The organism is Streptococcus mitis B6 (assembly GCF_000027165.1).
Lineage (GTDB): Bacteria > Bacillota > Bacilli > Lactobacillales > Streptococcaceae > Streptococcus > Streptococcus mitis_AR.
In genome coordinates this window covers 1,615,828-1,641,479 of the sequence record NC_013853.1, presented here as the reverse complement: position 1 = coordinate 1,641,479, position 25,652 = coordinate 1,615,828, and the positions used below count along the sequence as shown (strand labels likewise).

Here is a 25,652-nt window from a genome sequence, read left to right as displayed (position 1 = left end):
GAAAAGGAGAAATGTATGGGATGGTGGCGCGAAACCATTGATATCGTAAAAGAAAATGATCCAGCGGCCCGCACCACTTTGGAGGTTTTGCTGACTTATCCAGGTGTCAAGGCCTTGGCGGCCCACCGTCTTTCGCATTTTCTCTGGAAGCATGGCTTCAAACTCTTGGCTCGTATGCACAGTCAGTTTTGGCGCTTTTGGACTCAGATTGAGATTCATCCAGGTGCCCAGATTGATTCAGGTGTCTTTATCGACCATGGTTCTGGTTTGGTGATTGGGGAAACAGCGATCGTTGAAAAAGGTGTTCTTCTTTATCACGGGGTGACTCTTGGTGGGACTGGTAAGGATGTTGGCAAACGCCATCCGACCGTTCGAAAGGGAGCTCTCATATCAGCCCATGCCCAAGTTATCGGACCTGTGGAAATTGGTGAAAATGCCAAGGTCGGTGCAGCAGCAGTTGTTGTAGCAGACGTACCTAGTGATGTGACAGTTGTCGGTATTCCTGCTAAGATTGTCCGTGTACATGGTAAGAAGGATGAGCCAGTCATTCACGAAGTCGAAGAAAAACGAGAGTACTACGTCAATAAACTCGAGCAGGCTAAAGATGTAAGTCACAGATCGTCTGGTTTGTAGAGGATACCTATATGATTCAAGCAAGAAACAAGTTAAGCCAAGAGGAGCTATCTGAGGCGAAAAAACTAATTAACTGTTGCCAAAACTATGACGGCACCTATCGTGATCCCTATCTCTCTAACATGCTTAATTTTGACCCAAACATGCCCGCCTTTTTCCTTTATTATGAAAAAGGCGAACTTGTTGGTTTATTAACTGTCTATGCAGATGATCAAGATGTAGAAGTGACGATACTGGTTCATCCAGCCCATCGCCGTCAGGGGATTGCACGTGCATTGTTTACTAGTTTTGAGAGAGAAACAGCTTCTTTTCCGATTCATTCAGTCACTTTTCAGACAGAGCGTGTTTTTCTAGACCGCTATCCTGATTTTGTCAGCAACTGGGGACTAATCGAGGATGAAGAGACAGAAACTTGGTTAGGTAAGGATAGAAAACCTTATCCGTTAGCAAAGGTTTCTAATCTTGAAGTTTTGTTAGCAGATAGTTCGTATCAGGAGCAAATTAGTCAGTTAAAATTTCAGGCATTTTCAGAGGAACATGAATCGAGAGAAGTTGTGGATAGATATGTCGCTGAGGCTCTGAAAGATCCAGAAAGTCGCCTATATATTTTATTAAAAAATAGTCAGGTTATTGGAACTTGCACGGTAGATTTATCGACTAATACGAATTACTTCTACGGTTTAGCAATATCTGAATCTGAACGTGGGAAAGGTTATGGAAGTTATTTAGCAAAATCCCTCGTCAACCAACTCATTGAGCAAAATGATAAGGAATTTCAGATTGCAGTGGAAGATAGCAATGTAGGTGCCAAACGTTTGTATGAAAAGATTGGCTTTGTCAAACAGACCCAGGTGGTTTATCTGAATGAGAAAGGAGCAAGGGATTCCGAAGTGTAGAGAGATTCGGACTGAAATTCAATTGAACTCTTAGTGATGAAATTAACTGTTCTTGGATTTTGGCTTTCCTGACTATTATTTTATGATTAAAATCTATGACACCATGTCTCGTGATTTGCGAGAATTTGTCCCAATCGAGGACGGCAAAGTCAAGATGTATGTTTGTGGGCCAACCGTGTACAACTATATCCACGTGGGGAATGCCCGTTCGACGGTAGCTTTTGATACGATTCGTCGTTATTTTGAGTATCGTGGGTATGAGGTTGCCTATATTTCCAATTTTACAGATGTAGATGATAAAATTATCAACCGTGCCAAGGAAGAAGGTATCACGCCCCAGGAGGTTGCGGACAAGTACATTGCTGCCTTTCGTGAGGATGTGACGGCCTTAGGCGTGAAGCCTGCGACCCGCCATCCGCGTGTAGTGGAGTTTATGGCGGATATCATCCGCTTTGTGGAAGAGTTGATTGAAAAAGGTTTTGCCTATGAGAGCCAAGGGGATGTTTACTTCCGTGTTGAAAAATCCCATAACTATGCTAAATTAGCAAATAAAACATTGGAAGATTTGGAGCTAGGTGCTTCAGGTCGAACCGATGAAGAAACGGCTCGTAAGGAAAATCCTGTAGACTTTGCCCTATGGAAAGCTGCCAAATTAGGCGAGATTTCTTGGGACAGTCCTTGGGGACCTGGTCGTCCGGGCTGGCACATCGAGTGTTCAGTCATGTCAACAGAGATTTTGGGCGACACCATTGATATTCACGGTGGTGGAGCTGACCTTGAGTTTCCTCACCACACCAATGAAATTGCCCAGTCTGAAGCTAAAACAGGTAAGACCTTTGCCAACTACTGGATGCACAATGGTTTTGTCAATATCGATAATGTCAAGATGTCCAAATCCTTGGGCAACTTTATTACAGTGCATGATGCCCTCAAAACCCTCGATGGGCAAGTGCTTCGTTTCTTCTTTGCGACTCAACATTATCGCAAGCCAATCAACTTTACAGAAAAGGCAGTGCGTGATGCAGAGACTAATCTCAAGTATCTAAAGAACACTTACGAACAACCATTTTCTGGGACTGTAGATGCTCAAGAGTTACAGGCTTTTAAAGACAAGTTTGTGGCTGCAATGGATGAAGATTTTAACGCTGCAAATGGAATCACAGTTGTCTTTGAAATGGCCAAGTGGATCAATTCCGGCAACTATGATGCAAGTGTCAAGCAAGCTCTTGCGGATATGTTGGAAGTCTTTGGAATTGTCTTTGTCGAGGAAGTTTTAGATGCAGACATTGAAGCCTTGATTCAAAAACGACAAGAGGCGCGTGCCAATCGTGACTTTGCGACAGCAGACCAAATCCGTGACCAATTGGCTGCTCAAGGGATTAAGCTCCTTGATACCAAAGATGGAGTGAGGTGGACACGTGATTGATGTCAATCTCATTAACGGGATTGCGCTAGCCTTTGAGGGGGACGCGGTGTATTCTATGTATATTCGTCGTCACCTCATCCTCAAAGGTATGACCAAGCCCAATAAACTCCATCAAGAAGCGACCAAGTATGTCTCAGCCAAGGCTCAGGCTCGCCTGATTTCTCTCATGTTGGAGGAGCAGGTCCTAACGGAAAAAGAAGAAGAAATCTACAAACGTGGTCGCAATACCAATAGTCACACAAAGGCTAAAAATGCTGATGTGGTGACTTACCGTATGTCCACAGGTTTTGAAGCTGTGATGGGCTATCTTCATATGACTGAAAATCTGGAACGTCTTGAGAGCTTGATTTCGTGGTGCATCCAAAAAGTGGAGGGTTAGGACATGATGTCAAAAGAACTACAAGACTGGTTTCCTGAAGCTCAGATTTCAGACCAACCAGTAGAGAAAGAGGGATATCTTACCCTCCCTTTAGCTTCTCAGCAGTGGATTTTGCTGGAGGAAACTGGGCTCAGTGAGCGTGAAAAGCAGTTGATTTCCCTTTTGACCCAGCAGGAGCAGGCTCGTTCGCTCAATCCTTGGTATTCTTTTCTGATTGAGGGCAAGGGACAAGCACCACAAACTTTTAAAAAGATTCAGTTGGCCTATTGTCATCTTTCCTATTTTCAGCAGGAAAATCTAGCTTCTTGGCTAGATATGATGCGGACCCTTTTTCCTAACTGTCAGACAGTGCTACAGGTGGGAGCGCAGGATTACATTTTTGTTCTCCAACAAGATAAGTACACCTCTGTACGAGCTATTTTAAGTGATACGATTGAAGCGGTTGAATATGACTTTGGACTGCGTCTCTCTATCATGTTAGGTCAGGTTTGGTCTCAGACAGGCCATCAAGCCCTATCAGACTTAATCAAAGCAGAGCGCGATTTGTTTAAGACCTGGTGGCGTCAGGGTCACCAAGGTGTTCATACTTTTTCTCAGCTCTATCTATGGAGTATGGGAGAAAGGCTCGTGGACTTGAAGCCAATCAAGGAATGTCTACACCAGATGATTTTGGATCAAGATCAGATTCAGGAAATCATCCTCTCTCTTTGGGAAAATAGTGCTGTTCTCACTAAAACAGCCCAGAAACTCTATCTGCACCGCAATTCTCTCCAATATAAGATTGATAAATGGGAAGAATTGACAGGGCTTCAGTTGAAGGAGTTGACAGATCTCACCTTGTGTTATCAATTGATTTTACCAGATATTCTCTAAAGTTTTGTGCAAGTTGCACAGAACTTTTTTATTTTTTTGGTCATCTTGCCATAGAAATGTAAAGCGTTTTCATCTATAATAAAACTATCAAAAGACAAAAGGAGTTCACCTCATGGTAGAATTGAATCTTAAAAATATTTACAAAAAATATCCAAACAGCGAACACTACTCAGTTGAAGACTTCAACTTGGACATCAAAGACAAAGAGTTCATCGTTTTCGTAGGTCCTTCAGGATGTGGTAAATCAACAACTCTTCGTATGATTGCTGGTCTTGAAGACATCACAGAAGGTACTGCATCTATCGATGGCGTGGTTGTCAACGACGTAGCTCCAAAAGACCGTGATATCGCCATGGTATTCCAAAACTACGCTCTTTACCCACACATGACTGTTTATGATAACATGGCTTTCGGTTTGAAATTGCGTAAATATAGCAAGGAAGACATCGACAAACGTGTGCAAGAAGCAGCTGAAATCCTTGGATTGAAAGAATTCTTGGAACGTAAACCAGCTGACCTTTCAGGTGGTCAACGTCAACGTGTTGCCATGGGTCGTGCGATTGTCCGTGACGCAAAAGTATTCTTGATGGACGAGCCTTTGTCAAACTTGGATGCTAAACTTCGTGTATCAATGCGTGCTGAAATCGCTAAAATCCACCGTCGTATCGGAGCTACAACTATCTACGTAACTCACGACCAAACAGAAGCGATGACACTTGCAGACCGTATCGTTATCATGTCAGCAACTAAGAACCCTGCTGGTACAGGTACTATCGGACGTGTAGAACAAATCGGTACTCCTCAAGAAGTTTACAAAAACCCAGTTAACAAATTCGTAGCAGGATTCATCGGAAGCCCAGCTATGAACTTCATCAACGTGAAATTGGTTGGTAGCGAAATTGTTTCTGACGGTTTCCGTTTGAAAGTTCCAGAAGGTGCTTTGAAAGTTCTTCGTGAAAAAGGCTACGAAGGTAAAGAATTGATCTTCGGTATCCGTCCAGAAGACGTGAATGCAGAACCTGCTTTCCTTGAAACATTCCCAGACTGTGTTGTAAAAGCGACTATCTCTGTATCAGAATTGCTTGGTTCAGAATCTCACCTTTACTGCCAAGTTGGTAAAGATGAATTTGTTGCTAAAGTTGATGCTCGTGACTACTTGCAAACAGGTGCAACAGTTGAACTTGGATTTGACTTGAACAAAGCACACTTCTTCGATGTAGAAACTGAAAGAACAATTTACTAAGCAAATGAAACTCAAAACACTGCTAGAGGAATCTGGCAGTGTTTTTTTGGCGATTGCGTAGAAAGACTCTCCAATGAACTGGAGAGTGGCTGTTTATACTCAATGAAAATCAAAGAGCAAACTAGGAAGCTAGCCACAGGTTGCTCAAAACACTGTTTTGAGGTTGCAGATGGAAGCTGACGTGGTTTGAATTTGATTTTCGAAGAGTATTATTCTGCAGCTTGTTGCCAACGTTTGGCTAGCATATGTGACAGGCTAGAAATTGCTAGGTTAAAGCTGAAGTAGATGAGGGCAATCAGGATATAAAGACTGAAGACCTGCTCTGGTTCGAAATAACGGCCCATGAGAATTTGGCTAGCTCCAAAGAGTTCTTGTAGGGCGATAACAGAGTAGAGGAGGCTGGTATCCTTAATCACGGTTACAAACTGAGAAATGATGGCTGGCAACATTTTGCGAATGGCTTGTGGGAGAATGATGTGGTAGAGGATTTGTGCAGAAGTAAATCCTTGTGACATTCCTGCTTCGTACTGTCCCTTGTCTACGGCATTGAGACCGCCTCGAATAATCTCAGCTAGAGCTGCTGAGGTAAAGAGAGTGAAGGCAGTGATTCCTGCTGGAGTGGATTTCATCTTGAAAACCAAAAAGATAGTGAAAATCCAGAGGAGGTTAGGAACGTTACGCACAAATTCGATGTAAATGCTGGAGATGATCCTTAAGACAGGATTTTTACCATTTCTCATGACGGCTAGCACCGTTCCGATAAGGGTAGAGAGGACGATGGCAATCAGAGAAATGTAGAGGGTCAAGCCAAATCCTTTAAAGATAAAGACTAGGTTATCTGGGGTCAAAACTTCTAAAATGGATTCCATAGTAACCTCCTAAAGTGAATAGGCTTTTTTGTTGGCTTGCTCCATCTTGCGACCAAACTGGGCAACAGGAAAGCAAAGAGAAAAGTATAGTAGAGCAGCGCCTAAAAATGCTGGAATGTAGTTTCCGTTGAGGGCTGACCAAGACTTGGTCACAAACATCAAATCTACTCCAGAGATGATAGCGACTGTTGAGGTGTTCTTGATGAGGTTGACGATTTGGTTGGTCAAAGGAGGGAGAATGATACGAAAGGCCTGAGGCAAGATAATCAAGCGCATGGCCACTGATATAGGTAAACCCTTGTGACAAGGCTGCCTCCATTTGACCGCTAGGAATAGACTGAATCCCTGAGCGAATAACCTCAGCGATATAGGCGCCGTGATAGAGTCCCACGCAGAGTACAGCTGTCCAATAAATTGGAATCATGATGATATGGTCACTGATAAGAGGTAGGCCATAAAAAACGATGACAAACTGCACTAAGAGGGGAGTGTTTTGGTAAAACTCCACAAAGATGCGAGCTAAAATGCGTAAAATTGGACGTTTACTGGTTGACATGGCTCCAAATAAGATGCCTAAGACCATGGCGAGGATAAAGGATCCGATCGCTAGGGCAAGGGTGAAGAGGAAACCGTTGAAAAATTGTCCAAAATCCTGAAAATAGGCTGTCCAAGATGATAAATCTGTCATAGGGTGTCCTCCTTAATCTGCGGTATGGCTAGATGGTTTGAGCTTGTAACGGTCATAAAGTTTCTGCAAACTACCATCTTTGCTCCATTTAGTAACCAAGTTATCGAGATAGTCGTTGAGCTCGGTATTTGATTTCTTGGTAACGATACCGTAGTCAGATGGCTTGAAACTATCATCTAGTAGTGCTGTCCGTTTACTAGTGTAGCCAGATAGAATCGAGCGGTCAACGGAAAAAGCATCAATACGGTGAGCGTGTAGGGACGTAATCAATTCTGGGTAGGAACCAAGTTCGACGAATTTAAACTTCAGGCCTTTCTTTTTACCCAGTTCAGTAATCAGGCGTTGGGTGATGGAACCTTGGGCAACTCCGATGGTTTTGCCGTTTAGGTCCTCAATCTTTTTGATTTTGGCAGATTTATTGACCAAAAAGCCAGAGGCATCTGTGTAGTAAGGGCTGGTGAAGTTGTAGAGTTTTTTGCGTTCATCTGTGATGGTGAAGGTTGCGATATCCATATCGACCTGTTCATTGTCTAGAAGGGGTCCACGGGTTTGCGCTGTAACCGGCACATAGCGAACCTTGACCTTGAGCTCATCTGCTACCATTTTGGCCAAGTCAGTTTCGATACCGGAATAGGTCCCAGTCTTAGGATTCTTATAACCGAAATTGGGAACGTCTTGTTTCACACCGACAACCAGCTCGCCTCTCTTTTGAATGTCTGCGACACTGGTGTCAGCCTGAACTGGTTTTGTAGCAGTAAGGCCGAAAAGGCTAATCAATAATGCGGATAAAAAGAATTTCTTTTTCATAGGCGCCTCCTTATTTGACTTTGTCACTTTCGTGGTTGATGATTTTGCTGAGGAATTGTTGGGCACGAGGTTCGCTTGGATTGTCGAAAAAGTCATCAACATCTGTCGTATCCACCAAAACTTCTCCATCAGCCATAAAGATGATGCGGTCCGCAACTTCACGGGCAAAGCCCATTTCATGAGTAACGATAATCATATTCATACCATCGTGGGCCAATTTTTGCATAACTGCCAGAACATCACCGATGGTTTCAGGGTCAAGGGCAGATGTTGGTTCATCAAAGAGGAGGAGTTCCGGATGCATAGCGAGTCCACGTGCAATGGCAACCCGTTGCTTTTGTCCACCAGACAGCATGGCTGGATATGAATCTTTCTTGTCCCACATATTTACAAATTCCAGATATTTTTGAGCTGTTTTTTCAGCTTCTTTTTTTTCAATTCCTAGAACTTTTATAGGTGCAAGTGTTACGTTTTCTAACACTGTTTTGTGCGGATAGAGGTTAAAATGTTGGAAAACCATGCCGACTTCCTTGCGAAGAGGTACCAAATCTTTCTGGCTGGCACCAGCAACTTGGTGGCCATTGACTAGAAGACTTCCCTTGTCGACAGCCTCCAAACCATTGATGGTACGGATAAGAGTGGATTTCCCAGAACCAGATGGTCCGAGTAGGACAACGACTTGTCCTTTTTCAAAACGGAGATTGATGTCGCGGAGCGCGTGGTAGTCCCCGTAATATTTTTCGACGTGTTCAAATTCTACTAAAGCCATAAGGAATCTCCTTTGTGTTAGATTTTATAACATGATTTTACACCAAAAAATTTGTCTTGTCAAATCATATCTTAAAAATTCACTAAAATTTTATAAAAAAGCAATCTGGATAGAGAAAAAGCCTAAATCATGTTATAATGAAGCAATAGAATTCTTAGAAAGAGTGGATGTCTTTTTGATAACACCTACTTATGAATGGCAGTTTGCCCCGCAGGTTGAAGATGCGGATTTTACAAAGATAGCCAAGAAGGCTGGACTGGGTTCTGAGGTGGCTCGGTTATTATTTGAGAGAGGGATTCAGGACCAAGAAAGTCTGAAGAAATTTTTAGAACCTTCTTTGGAGGACTTGCATGACCCTTATCTGCTCCATGATATGGACAAGGCAGTGGAACGGATTCGTCAGGCCATTGAAGAGGGGGAAAATATTCTCGTTTATGGAGACTACGATGCGGATGGCATGACTTCGGCGTCAATTGTTAAGGAAAGTTTGGAACAACTTGGTGCCGAGTGCCGTGTTTACTTGCCCAATCGTTTTACTGATGGCTATGGTCCAAATGCTAGTGTTTATAAATACTTTATCGAGCAAGAAGGAATTTCTTTGATTGTGACGGTGGACAATGGGGTTGCTGGTCATGAGGCTATTGAATTGGCCCAGTCTATGGGAGTGGATGTCATTGTGACAGACCACCATTCCATGCCTGAAACCCTCCCTGATGCCTATGCCATTGTCCATCCTGAACATCCGGATGCGAACTATCCTTTTAAATATTTGGCTGGTTGCGGAGTGGCTTTCAAGCTGGCTTGTGCCCTGTTAGAAGAAGTACAAGTGGAATTGCTTGATTTGGTTGCTATTGGTACCATTGCTGATATGGTTAGTTTGACAGATGAGAACCGTATCTTGGTTCAATATGGTCTGGAAATGTTAGGTCATACCCAGCGTATTGGCCTACAAGAAATGCTGGACATGGCTGGGATTGCCGCCAACGAAGTAACAGAAGAAACGGTTGGTTTCCAGATTGCCCCTCGTTTGAATGCCTTGGGACGTCTAGATGATCCTAATCCCGCTATTGATTTGTTGACTGGATTTGACGACGAGGAAGCTCACGAGATTGCCCTTATGATTCATCAGAAAAACGAAGAGCGCAAGGAAATCGTCCAGTCTATCTATGAAGAAGCTAAGACCATGGTGGACCCTGAGAAGAAGGTCCAAGTCTTGGCCAAGGAAGGCTGGAATCCTGGGGTTCTAGGAATCGTGGCTGGTCGTTTGTTGGAAGAATTGGGACAGACAGTCATTGTTCTTAATATAGAAGACGGTCGTGCTAAGGGCAGTGCTCGTAGTGTGGAAGCGGTCGATATTTTTGAGGCTCTAGATCCCCATCGAGACCTCTTTATCGCCTTTGGTGGCCATGCTGGTGCGGCTGGAATGACGCTGGAAGTGGAGAAACTCTCAGATTTATCTCAGGTCTTGGAAGATTATGTTCGTGAAAAAGGTGCAGATGCTGCTGGCAAGAACAAGTTAAATCTAGATGAAGAACTGAATTTGGAGACACTTAGCTTGGAAACGGTCAAAAGTTTTGAACGTTTAGCTCCCTTTGGAATGGACAATCAGAAACCTGTCTTTTATATAAAGGATTTTCAGGTCGAAAGTGCCCGTACTATGGGGGCAGGCAATGCTCATCTCAAGTTGAAAATTTCCAAAGGTGAGGCGAGTTTTGAAGTGGTAGCCTTTGGCCAAGGCAGATGGGCGACAGAGTTTGCTCAAACCAAGAATTTAGAGCTGGCAGTCAAATTGTCTGTCAACCAATGGAATGGCCAAACTGCCCTCCAGTTGATGATGGTGGATGCGCGTGTGGAGGGTGTTCAACTCTTTAACATCCGTGGGAAGAATGCAGTCTTGCCAGAAGGAGTTCCAGTCTTGGATTTTGCTGGAGAAGTGCCAAATATAGCGGCTAGTGAAGCTATTGTCGTGAAAACCATTCCTGAAGATATTACTCAGCTGAAGACCATTTTTCAGAAACAGAATTTTTCCGCTGTCTATTTCAAAAATGATATTGATAAGGCCTACTATCTGACAGGTTATGGGACTAGAGATCAGTTTGCAAAATTGTACAAGACTATCTACCAGTTTCCAGAGTTTGATATTCGCTATAAACTGAAGGATTTGGCCACTTATCTCAATATTCAACAAATCTTACTTGTCAAGATGATTCAAGTCTTTGAAGAACTAGGCTTTGTGACCATCAAAGATGGTGTTATGACAGTCAATAAGGAAGCGCCAAAGCGAGAGATAGGAGAAAGTCGGATTTACCAAAATCTCAAACAAACCGTTAAAGACCAAGAAATGATGGCGCTGGGTACCGTGCAAGAAATTTATGACTTTTTAATGGAAAAAGAATAGCAGATAGGAAAGAGTTGGGCAACCAGCTCTTTTTTGAAAACAAATCTTCATTTTGAAAATCATCAAAAAAATGGTATAATGGTAGGAAAAGATTCGGCTAATACTCAATGAAAATCAGAGAGCAAACTAGGAAGCTAGCCTCAGGTTGCTCAAAGCACTGCTTTGAGGTTGTAGATAAGACTGACGAAGTCAGCTCAAAACATGGTTTTGAGGTTGTAGATGAAACTGACGGAGTCAGTAACCATACATACGGCAAGGCGAAGCTGACGTGGTTTGAAGAGATTTTCGAAGAGTATAAAAGTAATAGTGCTTTTAGAATAAGAGGGTAAGTAACCCTATAATCAAGATAAACTAAGATTTTGGAGGAAAAATGAGTAATATTAGTTTAACAACACTTGGTGGTGTACGTGAAAATGGGAAAAATATGTACATTACTGAAATTGGAGAGTCCATTTTTGTTTTGAATGCAGGGTTAAAATATCCCGAAAATGAACAATTAGGGGTCGATGTGGTGATTCCAAAGATGGACTACCTTTTTGAAAATAAAGATCGAATTGCTGGGGTATTTTTAACTCACGGACATGCAGATGCTATTGGTGCTCTGCCTTATCTCTTGGCTGAAGCCAAGGTACCTGTATTTGGCTCTGAGTTGACCATTGAGTTGGCCAAACTCTTTGTCAAAGGAAATGACGCAGTCAAGAAATTTAATGATTTTCATGTTATTGATGAAGATACGGAGATTGATTTTGGTGGGACAGTGGTTTCCTTCTTCCCTACGACTTACTCCGTTCCAGAGAGCCTGGGAATTGTCTTGAAGACAGCTGAAGGTAGCATCGTTTATACAGGTGACTTCAAATTTGACCAGACAGCTAGTGAATCCTATGCGACAGACTTCGCTCGTTTGGCAGAAATCGGTCGTGACGGCGTCCTGGCTCTCCTCAGTGATTCGGCCAATGCGGACAGCGATATTCAGGTGGCTAGTGAAAGTGAAGTTAGAGATGAAATTACCCAAACCATTGCTGACTGGGAAGGTCGTATCATCGTTGCAGCTGTTTCCAGTAACCTTTCTCGTATCCAGCAGATTTTTGACGCTGCGGATAAAACAGGTCGACGTATCGTCTTGACAGGATTTGATATTGAAAATATCGTCCGCACAGCGATTCGTCTCAAGAAGTTGTCTTTAGCCAACGAAATTCTCTTGATTAAGCCGAAAGATATGTCTCGCTTTGAAGACCATGAGTTGATTATTCTTGAGACAGGTCGTATGGGTGAACCTATCAATGGACTTCGTAAGATGTCGATTGGTCGCCATCGTTATGTAGAAATCAAGGATGGGGACCTGGTCTATATTGCTACGGCTCCGTCTATTGCTAAAGAAGCCTTCGTTGCGCGTGTGGAAAATATGATTTATCAGGCAGGAGGGGTTGTCAAATTGATTACCCAAAGTTTACATGTGTCAGGGCACGGAAATGCGCGTGATTTGCAGTTAATGATCAACCTCTTGCAACCCAAGTATCTCTTCCCGATTCAAGGGGAATACCGTGAGTTAGATGCCCATGCTAAGGCTGCTATGGCGGTTGGGATGTTGCCAGAACGCATTTTCATCCCTAAAAAGGGAACTAGCATGGCTTATGAGAATGGAGACTTTGTCCCAGCTGGAGCGGTTTCAGCAGGGGATGTCTTGATTGACGGGAATGCCATCGGTGATGTTGGAAATGTAGTTCTTCGTGACCGTAAGGTCTTGTCAGAGGACGGAATTTTCATCGTCGCAATCACCGTTAACCGTCGTGAGAAGAAAATCGTGGCCAAGGCTCGTGTTCACACGCGTGGATTCGTTTATCTCAAGAAGAGTCGCGATATTCTCCGTGAAAGTTCAGAATTGATTAACCAAACGGTAGAAGACTATCTTCAAGGAGATGATTTTGACTGGGCGGATCTTAAAGGCAAGGTTCGGGATACTCTGACCAAGTATCTCTTTGATCAAACCAAGCGTCGTCCAGCTATTCTACCAGTAGTCATGGAAGCGAAATAATCGTTGAAATAAACAGGGAGAAAGTCGAATTTCGGCTTTTTCTTATCGGAAAATAGAAGGAGAAAATCATGGCAGTAATGAAAATTGAGTATTACTCACAAGTATTGGATATGGAGTGGGGAGTGAATGTCCTCTACCCTGATGCCAATCGAGTAGAAGAACCAGAGTGTAAAGATATTCCCGTCTTGTACCTCTTGCATGGGATGTCTGGCAATCATAATAGTTGGCTCAAGCGGACCAATGTAGAACGCTTGCTTCGGGGGACTAATCTCATCGTTGTTATGCCTAATACCAGCAATGGTTGGTACACCGATACCCAGTATGGTTTTGATTATTACACAGCTCTGGCAGAGGAATTGCCACAGGTTCTGAAACGCTTCTTCCCTAATATGACCAGTAAGCGTGAAAAGACCTTTATTGCTGGTCTCTCTATGGGAGGCTACGGCTGCTTTAAACTGGCTCTTGCTACAAATCGTTTTTCTCGTGCAGCTAGCTTTTCAGGCGCCCTTAGCTTTCAAGATTTTTCTCCTGAGAGTCAAAATCTGGGAACACCTGCTTATTGGAGAGGTGTGTTTGGGGAGATTAAAGATTGGACAGCTAGTTCTTATTCTCTTGAAAGTCTGGCTAAAAAATCGGATAAAAAGATCAAGCTTTGGGCTTGGTGTGGCGAGCAGGATTTCTTGTATAAAGCCAATAATCTAGCAGTGAATAATCTCAAAAAACTGGGCTTTGATGTGACCTATAGCCATAGCGCTGGAACTCACGAGTGGTATTATTGGGAAAAACAATTGGAACGGTTCTTAGCAACCCTACCGATTGATTTCAAATTAGAAGAGAGATTGACTTAGTTTGAACTTCAGCATAGGGGGAGTAGAACTAAAATAAAATATGTTTTTACTAGACTTTTCAAACGAAAGTAGTAGAATGGTAATAAGATACTGGAGGAAGGAGAGTAGGAAATGTACCGTTATCAAATTGGCATTCCCACATTAGAATATGATCAGTTTGTCAAAGAACATGAATTAGCCAATGTATTACAAAGCAGTGCTTGGGAGGAAGTTAAGTCTGACTGGGAACATGAGAAGTTTGGTGTTTACAGGGAAGAAAAATTACTGGCGACAGCTAGTATTTTGATTAGAGCTCTTCCGCTAGGCTATAAAATGTTTTACGTCCCAAGAGGACCTATATTGGATTATGGGGATACGGAACTCTTGAGTTTTGTCATTCAGTCCATTAAGTCTTATGCTCGTAGCAAGAGAGCTATTTTTGTGACTTTTGACCCAAGTATTTGCCTGTCTCAAAGTTTAATTAATCAGGAAAAGACAGAATTTCCTGAAAATCTGGCTATTATTGATAGTTTGCAACAAATGGGAGTAAGGTGGTCGGGAAAAACGGAGGAAATGGGAGACACCATTCAACCTCGTATTCAGGCGAAAATATACAAGGAAAATTTTGAAGAAGATAAACTTTCCAAGTCAACAAAACAGGCTATTCGAACAGCACGGAATAAGGGGGTAGAGATTCAATTTGGTGGAACTGAATTATTGGAGTCTTTTTCCTTTTTGATGAAAAAAACCGAGAAGCGGAAAGAGATTCATTTGAGGAATGAAGCCTATTATAAAAAATTATTGGATAACTTCAAAGAAGATTCCTATATCACGCTAACGAGTTTGGATGTTTCTAAGCGTTTAAGAGAATTAGAAGAACAGTTAGAAAAAAATAGAGTAGTTGCAGAAAAATTTAATGATGCAACCAAACCTTCAAAAATTCAGGAAAATATAAAAGAAAAAGAACGTTTAGAAGAGGAAATAGATTTCTTGCAGGGATATATGAATATGGGAAAATCAAACATTCCGTTAGCGGCTACTTTGAGTTTGGAATTTGGTACTACCTCTGTCAATCTATATGCTGGTATGGATGATGATTTTAAACGTTACAATGCACCAATTTTAACTTGGTATGAAACGGCTCGCTATGCCTTTGAGCGCGGTATGGTCTGGCAAAATTTAGGTGGTGTTGAAAACTCTCTCAATGGTGGACTTTATCATTTTAAGGAAAAATTTAATCCAACGATTGAAGAATATTTGGGTGAATTTACAATGCCCACTCATCCTCTCTATCCTCTGTTAAGACTTGCTCTTGATTTCCGTAAAACCTTAAGAAAAAAACATAGAAAGTAAGTATATGGCACTAACAACACTTACCAAAGAAGAGTTTCAGACTTATTCTGATCAGGTTTCTTCTCGTTCCTTTATGCAATCTATCCAGATGGGGGATTTGCTAGAAAAAAGAGGGGCTCGAATTGTTTATCTTGCTTTGAAACAAGAAGGAGAAATTCAAGTTGCAGCTCTGGTTTATAGCTTGCCCATGCTGGGGGGGCTGCATATGGAGCTCAATTCGGGTCCGATTTATACCCAACAAGATACTCTTCCAGTTTTTTATGCGGAGTTAAAAGAATATGCCAAGCAAAATGGTGTATTAGAGTTGCTTGTAAAACCTTATGAAACTTATCAAACTTTTGATAGCCAAGGTAATCCAATAGATGCTGAGAAAAAAAGTATTATTCAAGGTTTGACTGATTTAGGTTATCAATTTGGTGGTTTGACGACAGGGTATCCAGGTGGAGAACCAGATTGGTTATACTATAAAGATTTGACTGAATTAACTGAAAAGAATTTGCTTAAAATTTTTAGCAAAAAGGGGAAACCCTTGGTGAAAAAGGCTGAAACCTTTGGTATTCGGTTGAAAAAGTTAAAACGTGAAGAACTATCGATTTTTAAGAATATCACAAAAGAAACCTCTGAGCGTAGAGAATATAGTGATAAAAGTTTAGAATATTATGAGCACTTTTATGATGCTTTTGGAGAACAAGCGGAGTTTCTCATAGCAAGCTTAAATTTTTCGGACTATATGAGCAAATTGCAAGGTGAACAAAGTAAACTAGAAGAAATCTTGGACAAGTTGCGACTTGATTTGAGTAAAAATCCTCATTCTGAGAAAAAACAAAATCAACTGAGAGAATATTCTAGTCAATTTGAAACGTTTGAAGTTCGAAAAGCAGAAGCGCGAGACTTGATTGAAAAATATGGAGAAGAAGATATTGTTTTAGCCGGGAGTTTATTTGTCTATATGCCTCAGGAAACGACTTACCTCTTTAGTGGTTCCTACACTGAGTTTAATAAATTCTATGCCCCTGCGCTGCTTCAAAAATATGTTATGTTGGAAAGCATAAAACGTGGAATACCTAAATACAACTTCCTAGGTATTCAAGGAATTTTTGATGGAAGTGATGGTGTTTTACGTTTTAAACAGAATTTTAATGGCTATATTGTACGCAAAGCAGGTACTTTCCGTTATCATCCATCGCCTTTAAAATACAAAGCTATCCAGTTACTCAAAAAAATAGTAGGACGTTAAGATGAAAAAAGTCAGTATTTAGATTTCTTTCAGCTTCTTTTAGTAAAATAGTCTTTATTTGCTAGAAAGGTGGAGAGGCATGCGCTGGATTTTTCGTTTGATAGGGGCTTTCTTTTCTTTTGTGTGGCGTTTGTTTTGGCGCCTGGTTTGGACAGTTGTACTCTTATGCGTTCTTGCTTTCGGACTTCTCTGGTATCTAAACGGGGATTTTCAAGGAGCACTAAAGCAAGCAGAACGGTCAGTCAAGATTGGTCAACAAAGTATTGACCAATGGGAAAGAACAGGGCAACTGCCTAAGTTGAACCAGACAGATAGCCACCAGCATTCTGAAGGAAGATGGCCACAGGCCTCTGCTCGTATTTATCTAGATCCTCAGATGGATTCACGCTTTCAAGAGGCTTATGTAGAAGCAATCCAGAATTGGAATCAAACTGGTGCTTTTAACTTTGAAATTGTGACTGAGTCCAGCACGGCGGATATCTTGGCTACTGAGATGAACAACGGAAACACTCCTGTGGCAGGAGAGGCGGAAAGTCAGACCAATCTCTTGACGGGTCAATTCTTGTCTGTAACGGTGCGTCTGAATCATTATTATTTGTCCAATCCAAACTATGGCTATTCCTATGAGCGCCTTGTCCATACTGCAGAACATGAGTTGGGTCATGCGATTGGCTTGGACCATACAGATGAGAAGTCTGTGATGCAACCTGCAGGTTCCTTTTATGGTATCCAGGAAAAGGATGTTGCAAACCTCCGAAAAATATATGAGACTAGTGAGTAGGGACCAATCTTTCCTACTTTTTTGCTATAATGGAACTATGAACAACTTGATTAAATCAAAACTAGAGCTTTTGCCGACCAGCCCTGGTTGTTACATTCACAAGGATAAAAACGGCACCATTATCTATGTAGGAAAGGCAAAAAATCTGCGTAACCGCGTGAGATCTTATTTCCGCGGAAGTCATGATACTAAAACAGAGGCCTTGGTGTCAGAAATTGTGGATTTTGAATTTATCGTTACGGAGTCCAATATTGAGGCACTTCTCCTAGAAATTAATCTGATCAAGGAAAATAAGCCCAAGTACAATATCATGCTCAAGGATGACAAGTCCTATCCTTTCATCAAAATCACCAACGAGCGCTATCCTCGTTTGATTATCACCCGTCAGGTCAAAAAGGACGGTGGTCTTTACTTTGGTCCCTATCCAGATGTAGGAGCAGCCAATGAAATCAAGCGACTGCTGGATCGGATATTCCCTTTTCGCAAGTGTACAAACCCACCGTCTAAGGTCTGTTTTTACTACCATATCGGCCAATGCATGGCTCATACGGTTTGTCGCAAGGATGAAGCCTACTTCAAGTCTATGGCTCAGGAGGTTTCTGATTTTCTGAAAGGGCAGGATGACAAAATCATTGATGATCTTAAGGGGAAAATGGCAGTGGCAGCCCAGACTATGGAATTTGAACGTGCGGCGGAATACCGTGACCTAATTCAGGCCATCGGAACGCTTCGAACCAAGCAACGGGTCATGGCTAAGGATCTCCAAAATCGCGATGTCTTTGGCTACTATGTGGACAAGGGATGGATGTGTGTTCAGGTTTTCTTTGTCCGTCAGGGAAAACTCATTGAGCGCGATGTCAATCTTTTCCCCTATTATAATGATCCTGATGAGGATTTTTTAACCTATGTAGGACAATTTTATCAAGAAAAATCTCACCTGGTTCCCAATGAGGTATTGATTCCGCAGGAGATCGATGAAGAAGCCATCAAGGCTTTGGTGGATACCAAGATTGTCAAACCCCAGCGTGGAGAGAAAAAACAGCTGGTCAATCTAGCCATAAAAAATGCCAGAGTCAGCCTAGAGCAGAAATTCAACCTGCTGGAGAAATCTGTCGAGAAGACCCAAGGAGCTATTGAAAATCTAGGACGCTTGCTCCAAATCCCAACCCCAGTTCGTATCGAATCCTTCGATAACTCTAACATCATGGGGACCAGTCCTGTTTCGGCTATGGTGGTCTTTGTCAACGGCAAACCTAGTAAGAAGGATTACCGTAAGTATAAAATCAAGACTGTGGTTGGACCAGACGACTATGCCAGTATGAGAGAAGTCATTCGCAGGCGTTATGGTCGAGTTCAACATGACGGCTTGACTCCGCCAGATTTGATTGTCATTGATGGAGGACAAGGTCAAGTCAATATCGCCAAGCAAGTCATCCAAGAGGAGCTGGGCTTGGATATCCCCATTGCAGGTTTGCAAAAGAATGATAAGCACCAAACTCATGAATTGCTCTTTGGAGATCCGCTTGAGGTGGTGGAGTTGTCTCGCAATTCTCAGGAATTTTTCCTTTTGCAACGCATCCAAGATGAGGTCCACCGCTTTGCTATCACTTTCCATCGCCAACTGCGCTCCAAAAACTCCTTTTCATCACAATTGGATGGGATTGACGGTCTGGGACCTAAACGCAAGCAGAATCTCATGAAGCATTTCAAGTCTCTGACAAAAATCAAGGAAGCCAGTGTGGATGAGATTGTCGAAGTTGGTGTGCCAAGGGCAGTCGCAGAAGCAGTTCAGAGAAAGTTGAACCCGCAAGAGGCAGAAGCTTTGCCTCAAGTGGCAGAAGAAAGAGTAGATTACCAAACGGAAGGAAACCACAATGAACCATAAAATCGCAATTTTATCAGATATTCATGGCAATGCAACAGCTTTAGAAGCAGTGATTGCAGATGCTAAAACTCAAGGAGCCAGTGAATATTGGCTTCTGGAAGACATTTTCCTCCCTGGTCCAGGTGCAAATGACTTGGTAGCCCTGCTAAAGGACCTTCCTATCACAGCCAGTGTTCGAGGCAATTGGGATGATCGTGTCCTGGAGGCCTTGGATGGTGAATATGGTTTGGAACATCCAAAAGAAATCCAGTCAATGCGCATGACCCAGTTTTTGATGGAGCGAATGGATCCTGCAACGATTGTCTGGCTACGAAGCTTGCCTTTGCTGGAAAAGAAAGAAGTTGAGGGACTGCGCTTTTCTATCTCTCATAATTTGCCAAATAAGAACTATGGTGGTGACTTGCTAGTTGAGAATGATACAGAGAAATTTGACCAACTCCTAGATGATGAAGTTGACGTGGCAGTCTATGGCCATGTTCACAAGCAGTTGCTTCGTTATGGCAGTCAAGGGCAACAAATCATCAATCCAGGGTCGATTGGCATGCCCTATTTTAATTGGGAGGCGTTAAAAAATCACCGTGCCCAGTATGCCGTGATAGAAGTTGAAGATGGGGAATTGGTCAATATCCAATTTCGTAAAGTTGCTTATGATTACGAGGCTGAGTTAGAATTGGCCAAGTCCAAGGGGCTTCCCTTTATCGAAATGTATGAAGAACTACGAAGAGAAGACAACTATCAGGGGCACAATCTGGAACTCTTAGCAAGCTTAATAGAAAAGCATGGGTATGTAGAGGATGTGAAGAAATTTTTTGATTTTTTGTAAGAGTTTCCTAAAATAACCAATGCAAACTAAAAACGATTGGCCGGTCCAATCGTTTTTAGTCTATCTTATTGTAACTGAGATTGATCTGGGAGATAAGAGCCACCTAGATAGGTATTGCTGAGCTTTTCTAGTGTTCCATCTTGATAGAGTTCTTTGAGTGCTTTATCAAATTGCTCTTTAAACTCTTTTTGGTCGCTTGAGAAAACAATATAGTTGCTGGGACTATCAGCAGAAGGTAAATCAACTACTGAGAGGTCTAGGCCACGGTCCTTGATAATCTTTTGAACGGATACCTTGTCAAAAACTAGAAAATCAAATTCACCGTTAGCAAGATCTAGGATTCGTTTACCGATATCTTCACCAGAAAAATCAATTGTAGCGGGATTGTCAGTGTGTTTTTGATTCCAGTTATTGATGAATTGAGCGTTTGAAGTTCCAGTATCCTCTTGAGTTGTTTTGCCAGCGATTTGGTCAAGTGAAGTCAGAGGATTTTTCTTGTTGCTGACAAGGACGAGGGGATTGTTCGAAATTGGGAGTGAGTAAAGGTATTTTTCAGCACGCTCTTTTGTATAACTCAAGTTATTGGCTGCAGCCTGATAGTGACCAGAATCAAGTCCTGGGAAGATACTCTCCCAGGCAGTTCTTTTGAATTGAATCTCGTAGTCGCTGAGTTTTTCATCTACTGCCTTTAGAACTTCGATATCGAAGCCTGTTAGATTGCCCTTGTCTTCGTAGTCAAATGGCGGCACATCACCAGCTGTAGCAACGACGATTGTCTTTTGAGAATTAGTCTCTTTGGGTGTGGCTTGATTCCCACAGGCAACTAAAAAGGGGAGGATGGCTAGTAATAGGCTAAATTTTTTCATAATATCTCCATTCAAATGTAAAGTTATCTGTTAGTTTATCAGAAATGTTCCTGATGAACCAATATATATTTTTTATGGTTGTGATAAAAAAACTTAATCATGAAAAATCTCTGCAAGCTCTTTCAAATTATGGTAGAATGGAAGTAGTAGAATTAGAAAAGGAAATCGATTATGAAATTTCTTGAATTAAATAAAAAGCGTCATGCGACTAAGCATTTCACTGACAAGCCTGTTGATCCAAAAGATGTACGTACGGCTATCGAAATTGCAACCTTGGCACCAAGCTCCCACAACAGCCAGCCTTGGAAATTTGTGGTGGTTCGTGAGAAAAATGCTGAATTAGCAAAGTTGGCTTACGGTTCAAACTTTGAACAGGTATCATCAGCACCTGTAACCATTGCCCTCTTTACAGATACAGATCTGGCTAAACGTGCTCGTAAGATTGCCCGAGTTGGTGGTGCTAATAACTTTTCTGAAGAGCAACTTCAATATTTTATGAAGAATTTGCCTGCTGAATTTGCCCGTTACAATGAGCAACAAGTCAGCGACTACCTAGCCCTCAATGCAGGTTTGGTTGCTATGAACTTGGTTCTCGCTCTTACAGACCAAGGAATCGGATCAAATCTGATTCTTGGTTTTGACAAATCAAAAGTCAACGAAGTTTTGGAAATCGAAGACCGCTTCCGCCCTGAACTCTTGATTACAGTGGGATACACAGACGAAAAATTGGAACCAAGCTATCGCTTGCCAGTAGATGAAATCATCGAGAAAAGATAGAAAGAAGAAAAAAATGACAACAATTGATTTTACAGCAGAAGTAGAAAAACGCAAAGAAGACCTCTTGGCTGACTTGTTTAGCCTTTTAGAAATCAACTCTGAACGTGATGACAGCAAGGTTGACGCTGAACATCCATTTGGACCTGGTCCGGTAAAAGCCTTGGAGAAATTCCTTGAAATCGCAGACCGCGATGGCTACCCAACTAAAAATGTTGATAACTATGCAGGACATTTTGAGTTTGGTGATGGAGAAGAAGTTCTCGGAATCTTTGCCCACATGGACGTGGTGCCAGCTGGTAGCGGTTGGGACACAGACCCTTACACACCAACTATCAAAGATGGTCGTCTTTATGCGCGTGGAGCTTCTGATGATAAGGGACCTACAACAGCTTGTTACTATGGTTTGAAAATCATCAAAGAATTAGGCCTTCCAACTTCTAAGAAAGTTCGCTTCATCGTGGGAACGGATGAAGAATCAGGCTGGGCAGACATGGACTATTACTTCGAGCACGTAGGACTTGCAAAGCCAGACTTTGGTTTCTCTCCAGACGCTGAATTCCCTATCATCAATGGTGAAAAAGGAAATATCACGGAATACCTCCACTTTGCAGGTGAAAATGCAGGGGCTGCTCGTCTTCACAGCTTTACAGGTGGTTTGCGTGAAAATATGGTACCTGAATCAGCAACAGCAGTCGTTTCAGGTGATTTGGCTGACTTGCAAGCTAAACTAGATGCCTTTGTTGCGGAACACAAACTTAGAGGAGAACTCCAAGAAGAAGCTGACCAATACAAGGTGACGATTATTGGTAAATCAGCCCATGGTGCTATGCCTGCTTCAGGTGTCAATGGTGCGACTTACCTAGCCCTCTTCCTTAGCCAGTTTGACTTTGCTGGTCCAGCCAAAGACTACCTTGATATCGCTGGTAAGATTCTCTTGAACGACCATGAAGGTGAAAATCTCAAGATTGCCCATGTGGATGAAAAGATGGGTGCCCTTTCTATGAATGCCGGTGTCTTCCGCTTTGACGAAACAAGCGCTGATAATACCATTGCCCTTAATATCCGCTATCCAAAAGGAACAAGTCCAGAACAAATCAAGTCAATCCTTGAAAACTTGCCAGTTGCTTCTGTTAGCTTGTCAGAACATGGTCATACTCCTCACTATGTGCCAATGGAAGATCCACTTGTGCAAACCTTGTTGAGTGTTTATGAAAAACAAACCGGACTTAAAGGTCACGAGCAAGTTATCGGTGGTGGAACCTTTGGTCGTTTGCTCGAACGCGGAGTTGCCTATGGTGCCATGTTCCCAGACTCAATTGACACCATGCACCAAGCCAATGAATTTATCGCCTTGGATGATCTCTTCCGAGCAGCAGCAATCTATGCCGAAGCTATTTACGAATTGATCAAATAAAAAGATAGAAGTCTGAGATTGTATGCTTAGACTTCTTTTTGGAGGGAAAGTAGATGTCTCAAATTGAAAGAATTAAGCAGGCTATTATGGCAGATCCGCAGAATGCTACCTATACAAAGCGTGGCATCGAGCCTCTCTTTGCAGCGCCAAAGACTGCTCGCATCAATATCATTGGTCAGGCACCGGGACTTAAAACCCAAGAAGCAGGCCTTTACTGGAAAGATAAGAGTGGTGACCGCTTGCGCGACTGGCTAGGTGTGGATGAAGATACCTTTTACAATTCAGGTTATTTTGCTGTTCTGCCTATGGATTTCTACTTTCCAGGACATGGTAAGTCAGGAGACTTACCACCGCGAGCAGATTTTGCAGAAAAATGGCATCCACAGCTCTTGAAAGAATTACCCGATATTCAGTTGACCCTCTTGATTGGGCAATATGCCCAAGCCTACTATTTACAGGAGAAAGTCAGTGGCAAGGTAACAGAACGGGTAAAACACTATCAGAACTACTTGCCGACCTATTTTCCACTAGTTCACCCCTCACCGCGAAATCAAATCTGGATGGCCAAAAATCCTTGGTTTGAGTCAGAAGTGGTGCCAGATTTGAAAAAAAGAATTAAAACCATTTTATAGTCAATGAAAATCAAAGAGCAAACTAGGAAGCTAGCCGCAGGCTGCTCAAAGTACAGCTTTGAGGTTGCAGATAAAACTGACGAAGTCAGCTCAAAACACTGTTTTGAGGTTGTGGATAGAACTGACGAAGTCAGTAACCATATCTACGGTAAGGCGACGCTGACGTGGTTTGAAGAGATTTTCGAAGAGTATTAGGAGAAAAAGAATGAAAGAAATAACCTTTGACGCATTTTACCAGCTTTACCAAAATGACCAACTTTCTTTAGTAGACGTGAGAGAAGTGGATGAGTTTGAAGCTCTTCATTTAGAAGGTGCTCAGAATCTTCCTCTGAGTCAATTAGCTGATACTTATGATCAACTGGACAAGGATCAGTTACACTATGTTATTTGTAAAGCTGGAATGAGATCAGCGCGTGCTTGCCAATTTTTAGCTGAACAAGGCTATGAGGTTATCAATGTTCAAGGTGGCATGTTAGCCTTTGAAGAATTGTAAACATTAGAATTTCTCCTACTTGGTGTGGACTGGGTAGGAGAATTTTATTTTTAGATAATTCTCATTTTTGAGAATCTTGAAAACATTCAATATTTACTTCGTGAAGCTTTTTTCATACTCCTATTCATGATATACTAGGTCAGTATTTTATAAATATGAAGGAGATTTTCATGGCTAAAAAAGGTGCCTTAACAGGTTTACTCCTGTTTGGAATATTTTTTGGTGCGGGGAACTTGATTTTTCCGCCTTCTCTAGGTGCTCTATCTGGAGAACATTTTCTTCCTGCCATCGCAGGTTTTGTCTTTTCAGGTGTCGGTATCGCCGTCTTGACCCTTATTATTGGAACGTTAAATCCTAAAGGATATATCTACGAGATTTCAACGAAGATAGCGCCTTGGTTCGCGACTCTATACCTCTCAGTTCTTTACTTGTCAATCGGTCCATTCTTTGCTATCCCACGTACTGCTACAACAGCTTACGAAGTAGGGATTAGCCCCCTTTTGTCGGATGCAAATAAAGGACTTGGCTTGATTGTCTTTACGGTTCTGTATTTTGCGGCAGCCTATTTGATTTCGCTTAATCCATCAAAAATCTTAGACCGCATTGGACGTATCTTAACGCCAGTCTTTGCGATTTTGATTGTTATCTTGGTTGTTCTGGGAGCTTTCAAATACGGTGGAACAAGTCCTCAAGCTGCTTCAGCTGCTTATCAAGCTTCTGCCTTTGGTACAGGTTTCCTAGAAGGTTACAATACCTTGGACGCCCTTGCTTCAGTTGCCTTTAGCGTAATCGCAGTTCAAACCTTGAAACAACTTGGATTTTCAAGTAAGAAAGAATACATTTCAACTATTTGGGTGGTTGGTATCGTTGTAGCCCTTGCCTTCAGCGCTCTTTATATCGGTTTAGGTTTCCTTGGAAATCATTTCCCAGTACCAGCTGAAGCGATGAAGGGTGGAACACCAGGTGTTTACATCTTGTCACAAGCTACTCAAGAGATCTTTGGCTCAACAGCTCAACTCTTCCTCGCAGCTATGGTTACCGTAACCTGCTTCACAACGACTGTTGGTTTGATTGTGTCTACAGCTGAGTTCTTTAATGAGCGCTTTCCACAAATCAGCTACAAGGTTTATGCAACAGCCTTTACCTTGATTGGATTTGCCATTGCCAATTTGGGTCTTGATGCGATTATCAAGTACTCTATTCCAGTACTGGTTATCTTGTACCCAATCACCATTGCTATCGTTATGATTGTCATTGTCAACAAATTTGTGGCCCTTTCAAAACCAGGTATGCAGTTGACAATTGCTGTGGTTACAGCTATTGCCATTGCAAGTGTACTAGGAAGCTCATTTAAGGTTGAGTTTCTTGCAAATCTTGTCAATGCTCTTCCTTTTGCCAAGGCATCTCTCCCATGGTTGGTGCCAGCCATCGTTGGGATCTTGATCTCATTGGTTCTACCAAACAAGCAAGAAAGTGATGTTTTTGAAATGGAATAATCACTAATACTCTTCGAAAATCAAATTCAAACCGCGTCAACGTCGCCTTGTCGTA

General features: G+C 42.2%; 25 protein-coding genes and 1 pseudogene. 21 read left to right on the top strand and 5 right to left on the bottom strand.

The annotated features are described in order from the left end of the window. Nucleotides 1–15 precede the first annotated feature (15 nt). From cysE to SMI_RS08070, 6 genes are all read left to right on the top strand, one after another. A complete protein-coding gene (gene cysE / locus SMI_RS08095) occupies nucleotides 16–633 on the top strand; it encodes a serine O-acetyltransferase (RefSeq protein WP_000539978.1) in 618 nt (205 codons plus the stop codon). 11 nt (nucleotides 634–644) lie between these two features. After that, nucleotides 645–1,529 carry a GNAT family N-acetyltransferase gene (locus SMI_RS08090; protein WP_000613646.1) on the top strand — a complete coding sequence of 295 codons (885 nt, stop codon included), beginning with the start codon at nucleotides 645–647 and terminating at the stop codon, nucleotides 1,527–1,529. Nucleotides 1,530–1,611: 82 nt separating this feature from the next. Continuing rightward, nucleotides 1,612–2,955, top strand: a complete 1,344-nt coding sequence (gene cysS / locus SMI_RS08085; protein ID WP_012972571.1) for a cysteine--tRNA ligase — start codon at nucleotides 1,612–1,614, stop codon at nucleotides 2,953–2,955. Then, on the top strand, nucleotides 2,948–3,334 hold the full coding sequence (locus SMI_RS08080) for a Mini-ribonuclease 3 (RefSeq protein WP_000567927.1): 387 nt from the start codon (nucleotides 2,948–2,950) through the stop codon (nucleotides 3,332–3,334). Before cysS ends, SMI_RS08080 begins: the two co-directional genes overlap by 8 nt. A gap of 3 nt (nucleotides 3,335–3,337) precedes the next feature. Beyond that, on the top strand, nucleotides 3,338–4,207 hold the full coding sequence (locus SMI_RS08075; protein ID WP_000987098.1) for a helix-turn-helix domain-containing protein: 870 nt from the start codon (nucleotides 3,338–3,340) through the stop codon (nucleotides 4,205–4,207). Between the two features lie 112 nt (nucleotides 4,208–4,319). After that, on the top strand, nucleotides 4,320–5,450 hold the full coding sequence (locus SMI_RS08070) for an ABC transporter ATP-binding protein (protein ID WP_000229951.1): 1,131 nt from the start codon (nucleotides 4,320–4,322) through the stop codon (nucleotides 5,448–5,450). Between the two features lie 209 nt (nucleotides 5,451–5,659). On the opposite strand, the gene SMI_RS08065 is transcribed toward SMI_RS08070, so the two are convergent. The 4 genes and pseudogenes from SMI_RS08065 to SMI_RS08050 form a co-directional block, all read right to left on the bottom strand. Continuing rightward, nucleotides 5,660–6,319, bottom strand: coding sequence for an amino acid ABC transporter permease (locus SMI_RS08065; protein ID WP_000443889.1), 660 nt, complete (start codon nucleotides 6,317–6,319; stop codon nucleotides 5,660–5,662). Nucleotides 6,320–6,328: 9 nt separating this feature from the next. Continuing rightward, nucleotides 6,329–7,007 (bottom strand): annotated as a pseudogene (locus tag SMI_RS08060) (amino acid ABC transporter permease). Between the two features lie 12 nt (nucleotides 7,008–7,019). Beyond that, nucleotides 7,020–7,814 (bottom strand): transporter substrate-binding domain-containing protein, encoded by a 795-nt coding sequence (locus SMI_RS08055; RefSeq protein WP_000726181.1) that lies wholly within the window; start codon nucleotides 7,812–7,814, stop codon nucleotides 7,020–7,022. A gap of 10 nt (nucleotides 7,815–7,824) precedes the next feature. Further along, the gene (locus SMI_RS08050) at nucleotides 7,825–8,583 is read right to left on the bottom strand and encodes an amino acid ABC transporter ATP-binding protein (RefSeq protein WP_001229573.1); all 759 of its coding nucleotides are present in this window, start codon (nucleotides 8,581–8,583) and stop codon (nucleotides 7,825–7,827) included. Nucleotides 8,584–8,758: 175 nt separating this feature from the next. Here SMI_RS08050 and recJ point away from each other — a divergent pair, with 175 nt between their 5' ends. The 9 genes from recJ to SMI_RS08005 all read left to right on the top strand — a co-directional run bounded on the left by recJ (nucleotide 8,759) and on the right by SMI_RS08005 (nucleotide 19,919). After that, a complete protein-coding gene (recJ, locus tag SMI_RS08045; RefSeq protein WP_164925525.1) occupies nucleotides 8,759–10,981 on the top strand; it encodes a single-stranded-DNA-specific exonuclease RecJ in 2,223 nt (740 codons plus the stop codon). A 107-nt stretch (nucleotides 10,982–11,088) separates the two neighbouring features. Continuing rightward, on the top strand, nucleotides 11,089–11,310 hold the full coding sequence (locus tag SMI_RS10850; RefSeq protein ID WP_000701920.1) for a hypothetical protein: 222 nt from the start codon (nucleotides 11,089–11,091) through the stop codon (nucleotides 11,308–11,310). Nucleotides 11,311–11,351: 41 nt separating this feature from the next. Next, complete coding sequence (locus SMI_RS08035) at nucleotides 11,352–13,013, top strand: ribonuclease J (protein ID WP_000065643.1); 1,662 nt, start codon at nucleotides 11,352–11,354, stop codon at nucleotides 13,011–13,013. A gap of 68 nt (nucleotides 13,014–13,081) precedes the next feature. After that, entirely contained in the window at nucleotides 13,082–13,861 is a 780-nt protein-coding gene (locus SMI_RS08030) for an alpha/beta hydrolase (protein WP_000290036.1), read from the top strand. A gap of 111 nt (nucleotides 13,862–13,972) precedes the next feature. After that, nucleotides 13,973–15,193, top strand: coding sequence for an aminoacyltransferase (locus SMI_RS08025; protein ID WP_000286553.1), 1,221 nt, complete (start codon nucleotides 13,973–13,975; stop codon nucleotides 15,191–15,193). A gap of 4 nt (nucleotides 15,194–15,197) precedes the next feature. Continuing rightward, complete coding sequence (murN, locus tag SMI_RS08020; RefSeq protein WP_001229494.1) at nucleotides 15,198–16,430, top strand: peptidoglycan bridge formation alanyltransferase MurN; 1,233 nt, start codon at nucleotides 15,198–15,200, stop codon at nucleotides 16,428–16,430. A gap of 79 nt (nucleotides 16,431–16,509) precedes the next feature. Next, nucleotides 16,510–17,211: a M57 family metalloprotease gene (locus SMI_RS08015; protein ID WP_001267194.1), complete on the top strand. Its 702-nt coding sequence runs from the start codon at nucleotides 16,510–16,512 to the stop codon at nucleotides 17,209–17,211. Between the two features lie 37 nt (nucleotides 17,212–17,248). Then, complete coding sequence (gene uvrC, locus SMI_RS08010) at nucleotides 17,249–19,096, top strand: excinuclease ABC subunit UvrC (RefSeq protein WP_012972569.1); 1,848 nt, start codon at nucleotides 17,249–17,251, stop codon at nucleotides 19,094–19,096. Continuing rightward, nucleotides 19,086–19,919, top strand: coding sequence for a metallophosphoesterase family protein (locus tag SMI_RS08005; protein WP_001015753.1), 834 nt, complete (start codon nucleotides 19,086–19,088; stop codon nucleotides 19,917–19,919). The genes uvrC and SMI_RS08005 overlap by 11 nt, the downstream gene beginning before the upstream one ends. Nucleotides 19,920–19,984: 65 nt before the next feature. On the opposite strand, the gene SMI_RS08000 is transcribed toward SMI_RS08005, so the two are convergent. Beyond that, complete coding sequence (locus SMI_RS08000; RefSeq protein ID WP_000714621.1) at nucleotides 19,985–20,785, bottom strand: amino acid ABC transporter substrate-binding protein; 801 nt, start codon at nucleotides 20,783–20,785, stop codon at nucleotides 19,985–19,987. 171 nt (nucleotides 20,786–20,956) lie between these two features. Here SMI_RS08000 and SMI_RS07995 point away from each other — a divergent pair, with 171 nt between their 5' ends. The 6 genes from SMI_RS07995 to brnQ all read left to right on the top strand — a co-directional run bounded on the left by SMI_RS07995 (nucleotide 20,957) and on the right by brnQ (nucleotide 25,597). Continuing rightward, nucleotides 20,957–21,562, top strand: coding sequence for a nitroreductase family protein (locus SMI_RS07995; RefSeq protein ID WP_000670178.1), 606 nt, complete (start codon nucleotides 20,957–20,959; stop codon nucleotides 21,560–21,562). A 13-nt stretch (nucleotides 21,563–21,575) separates the two neighbouring features. Next, entirely contained in the window at nucleotides 21,576–22,976 is a 1,401-nt protein-coding gene (gene pepV, locus SMI_RS07990) for a dipeptidase PepV (RefSeq protein WP_000207301.1), read from the top strand. Between the two features lie 53 nt (nucleotides 22,977–23,029). Next, on the top strand, nucleotides 23,030–23,608 hold the full coding sequence (locus SMI_RS07985; protein WP_000078128.1) for a uracil-DNA glycosylase family protein: 579 nt from the start codon (nucleotides 23,030–23,032) through the stop codon (nucleotides 23,606–23,608). Nucleotides 23,609–23,611: 3 nt separating this feature from the next. Beyond that, nucleotides 23,612–23,803, top strand: a complete 192-nt coding sequence (locus SMI_RS10845) for a hypothetical protein (RefSeq protein ID WP_000693342.1) — start codon at nucleotides 23,612–23,614, stop codon at nucleotides 23,801–23,803. 10 nt (nucleotides 23,804–23,813) lie between these two features. Beyond that, nucleotides 23,814–24,101: a rhodanese-like domain-containing protein gene (locus tag SMI_RS07975; protein WP_000659158.1), complete on the top strand. Its 288-nt coding sequence runs from the start codon at nucleotides 23,814–23,816 to the stop codon at nucleotides 24,099–24,101. A 170-nt stretch (nucleotides 24,102–24,271) separates the two neighbouring features. Continuing rightward, nucleotides 24,272–25,597, top strand: coding sequence for a branched-chain amino acid transport system II carrier protein (brnQ, locus tag SMI_RS07970; RefSeq protein ID WP_001074580.1), 1,326 nt, complete (start codon nucleotides 24,272–24,274; stop codon nucleotides 25,595–25,597). Nucleotides 25,598–25,652: the final 55 nt, after the last annotated feature.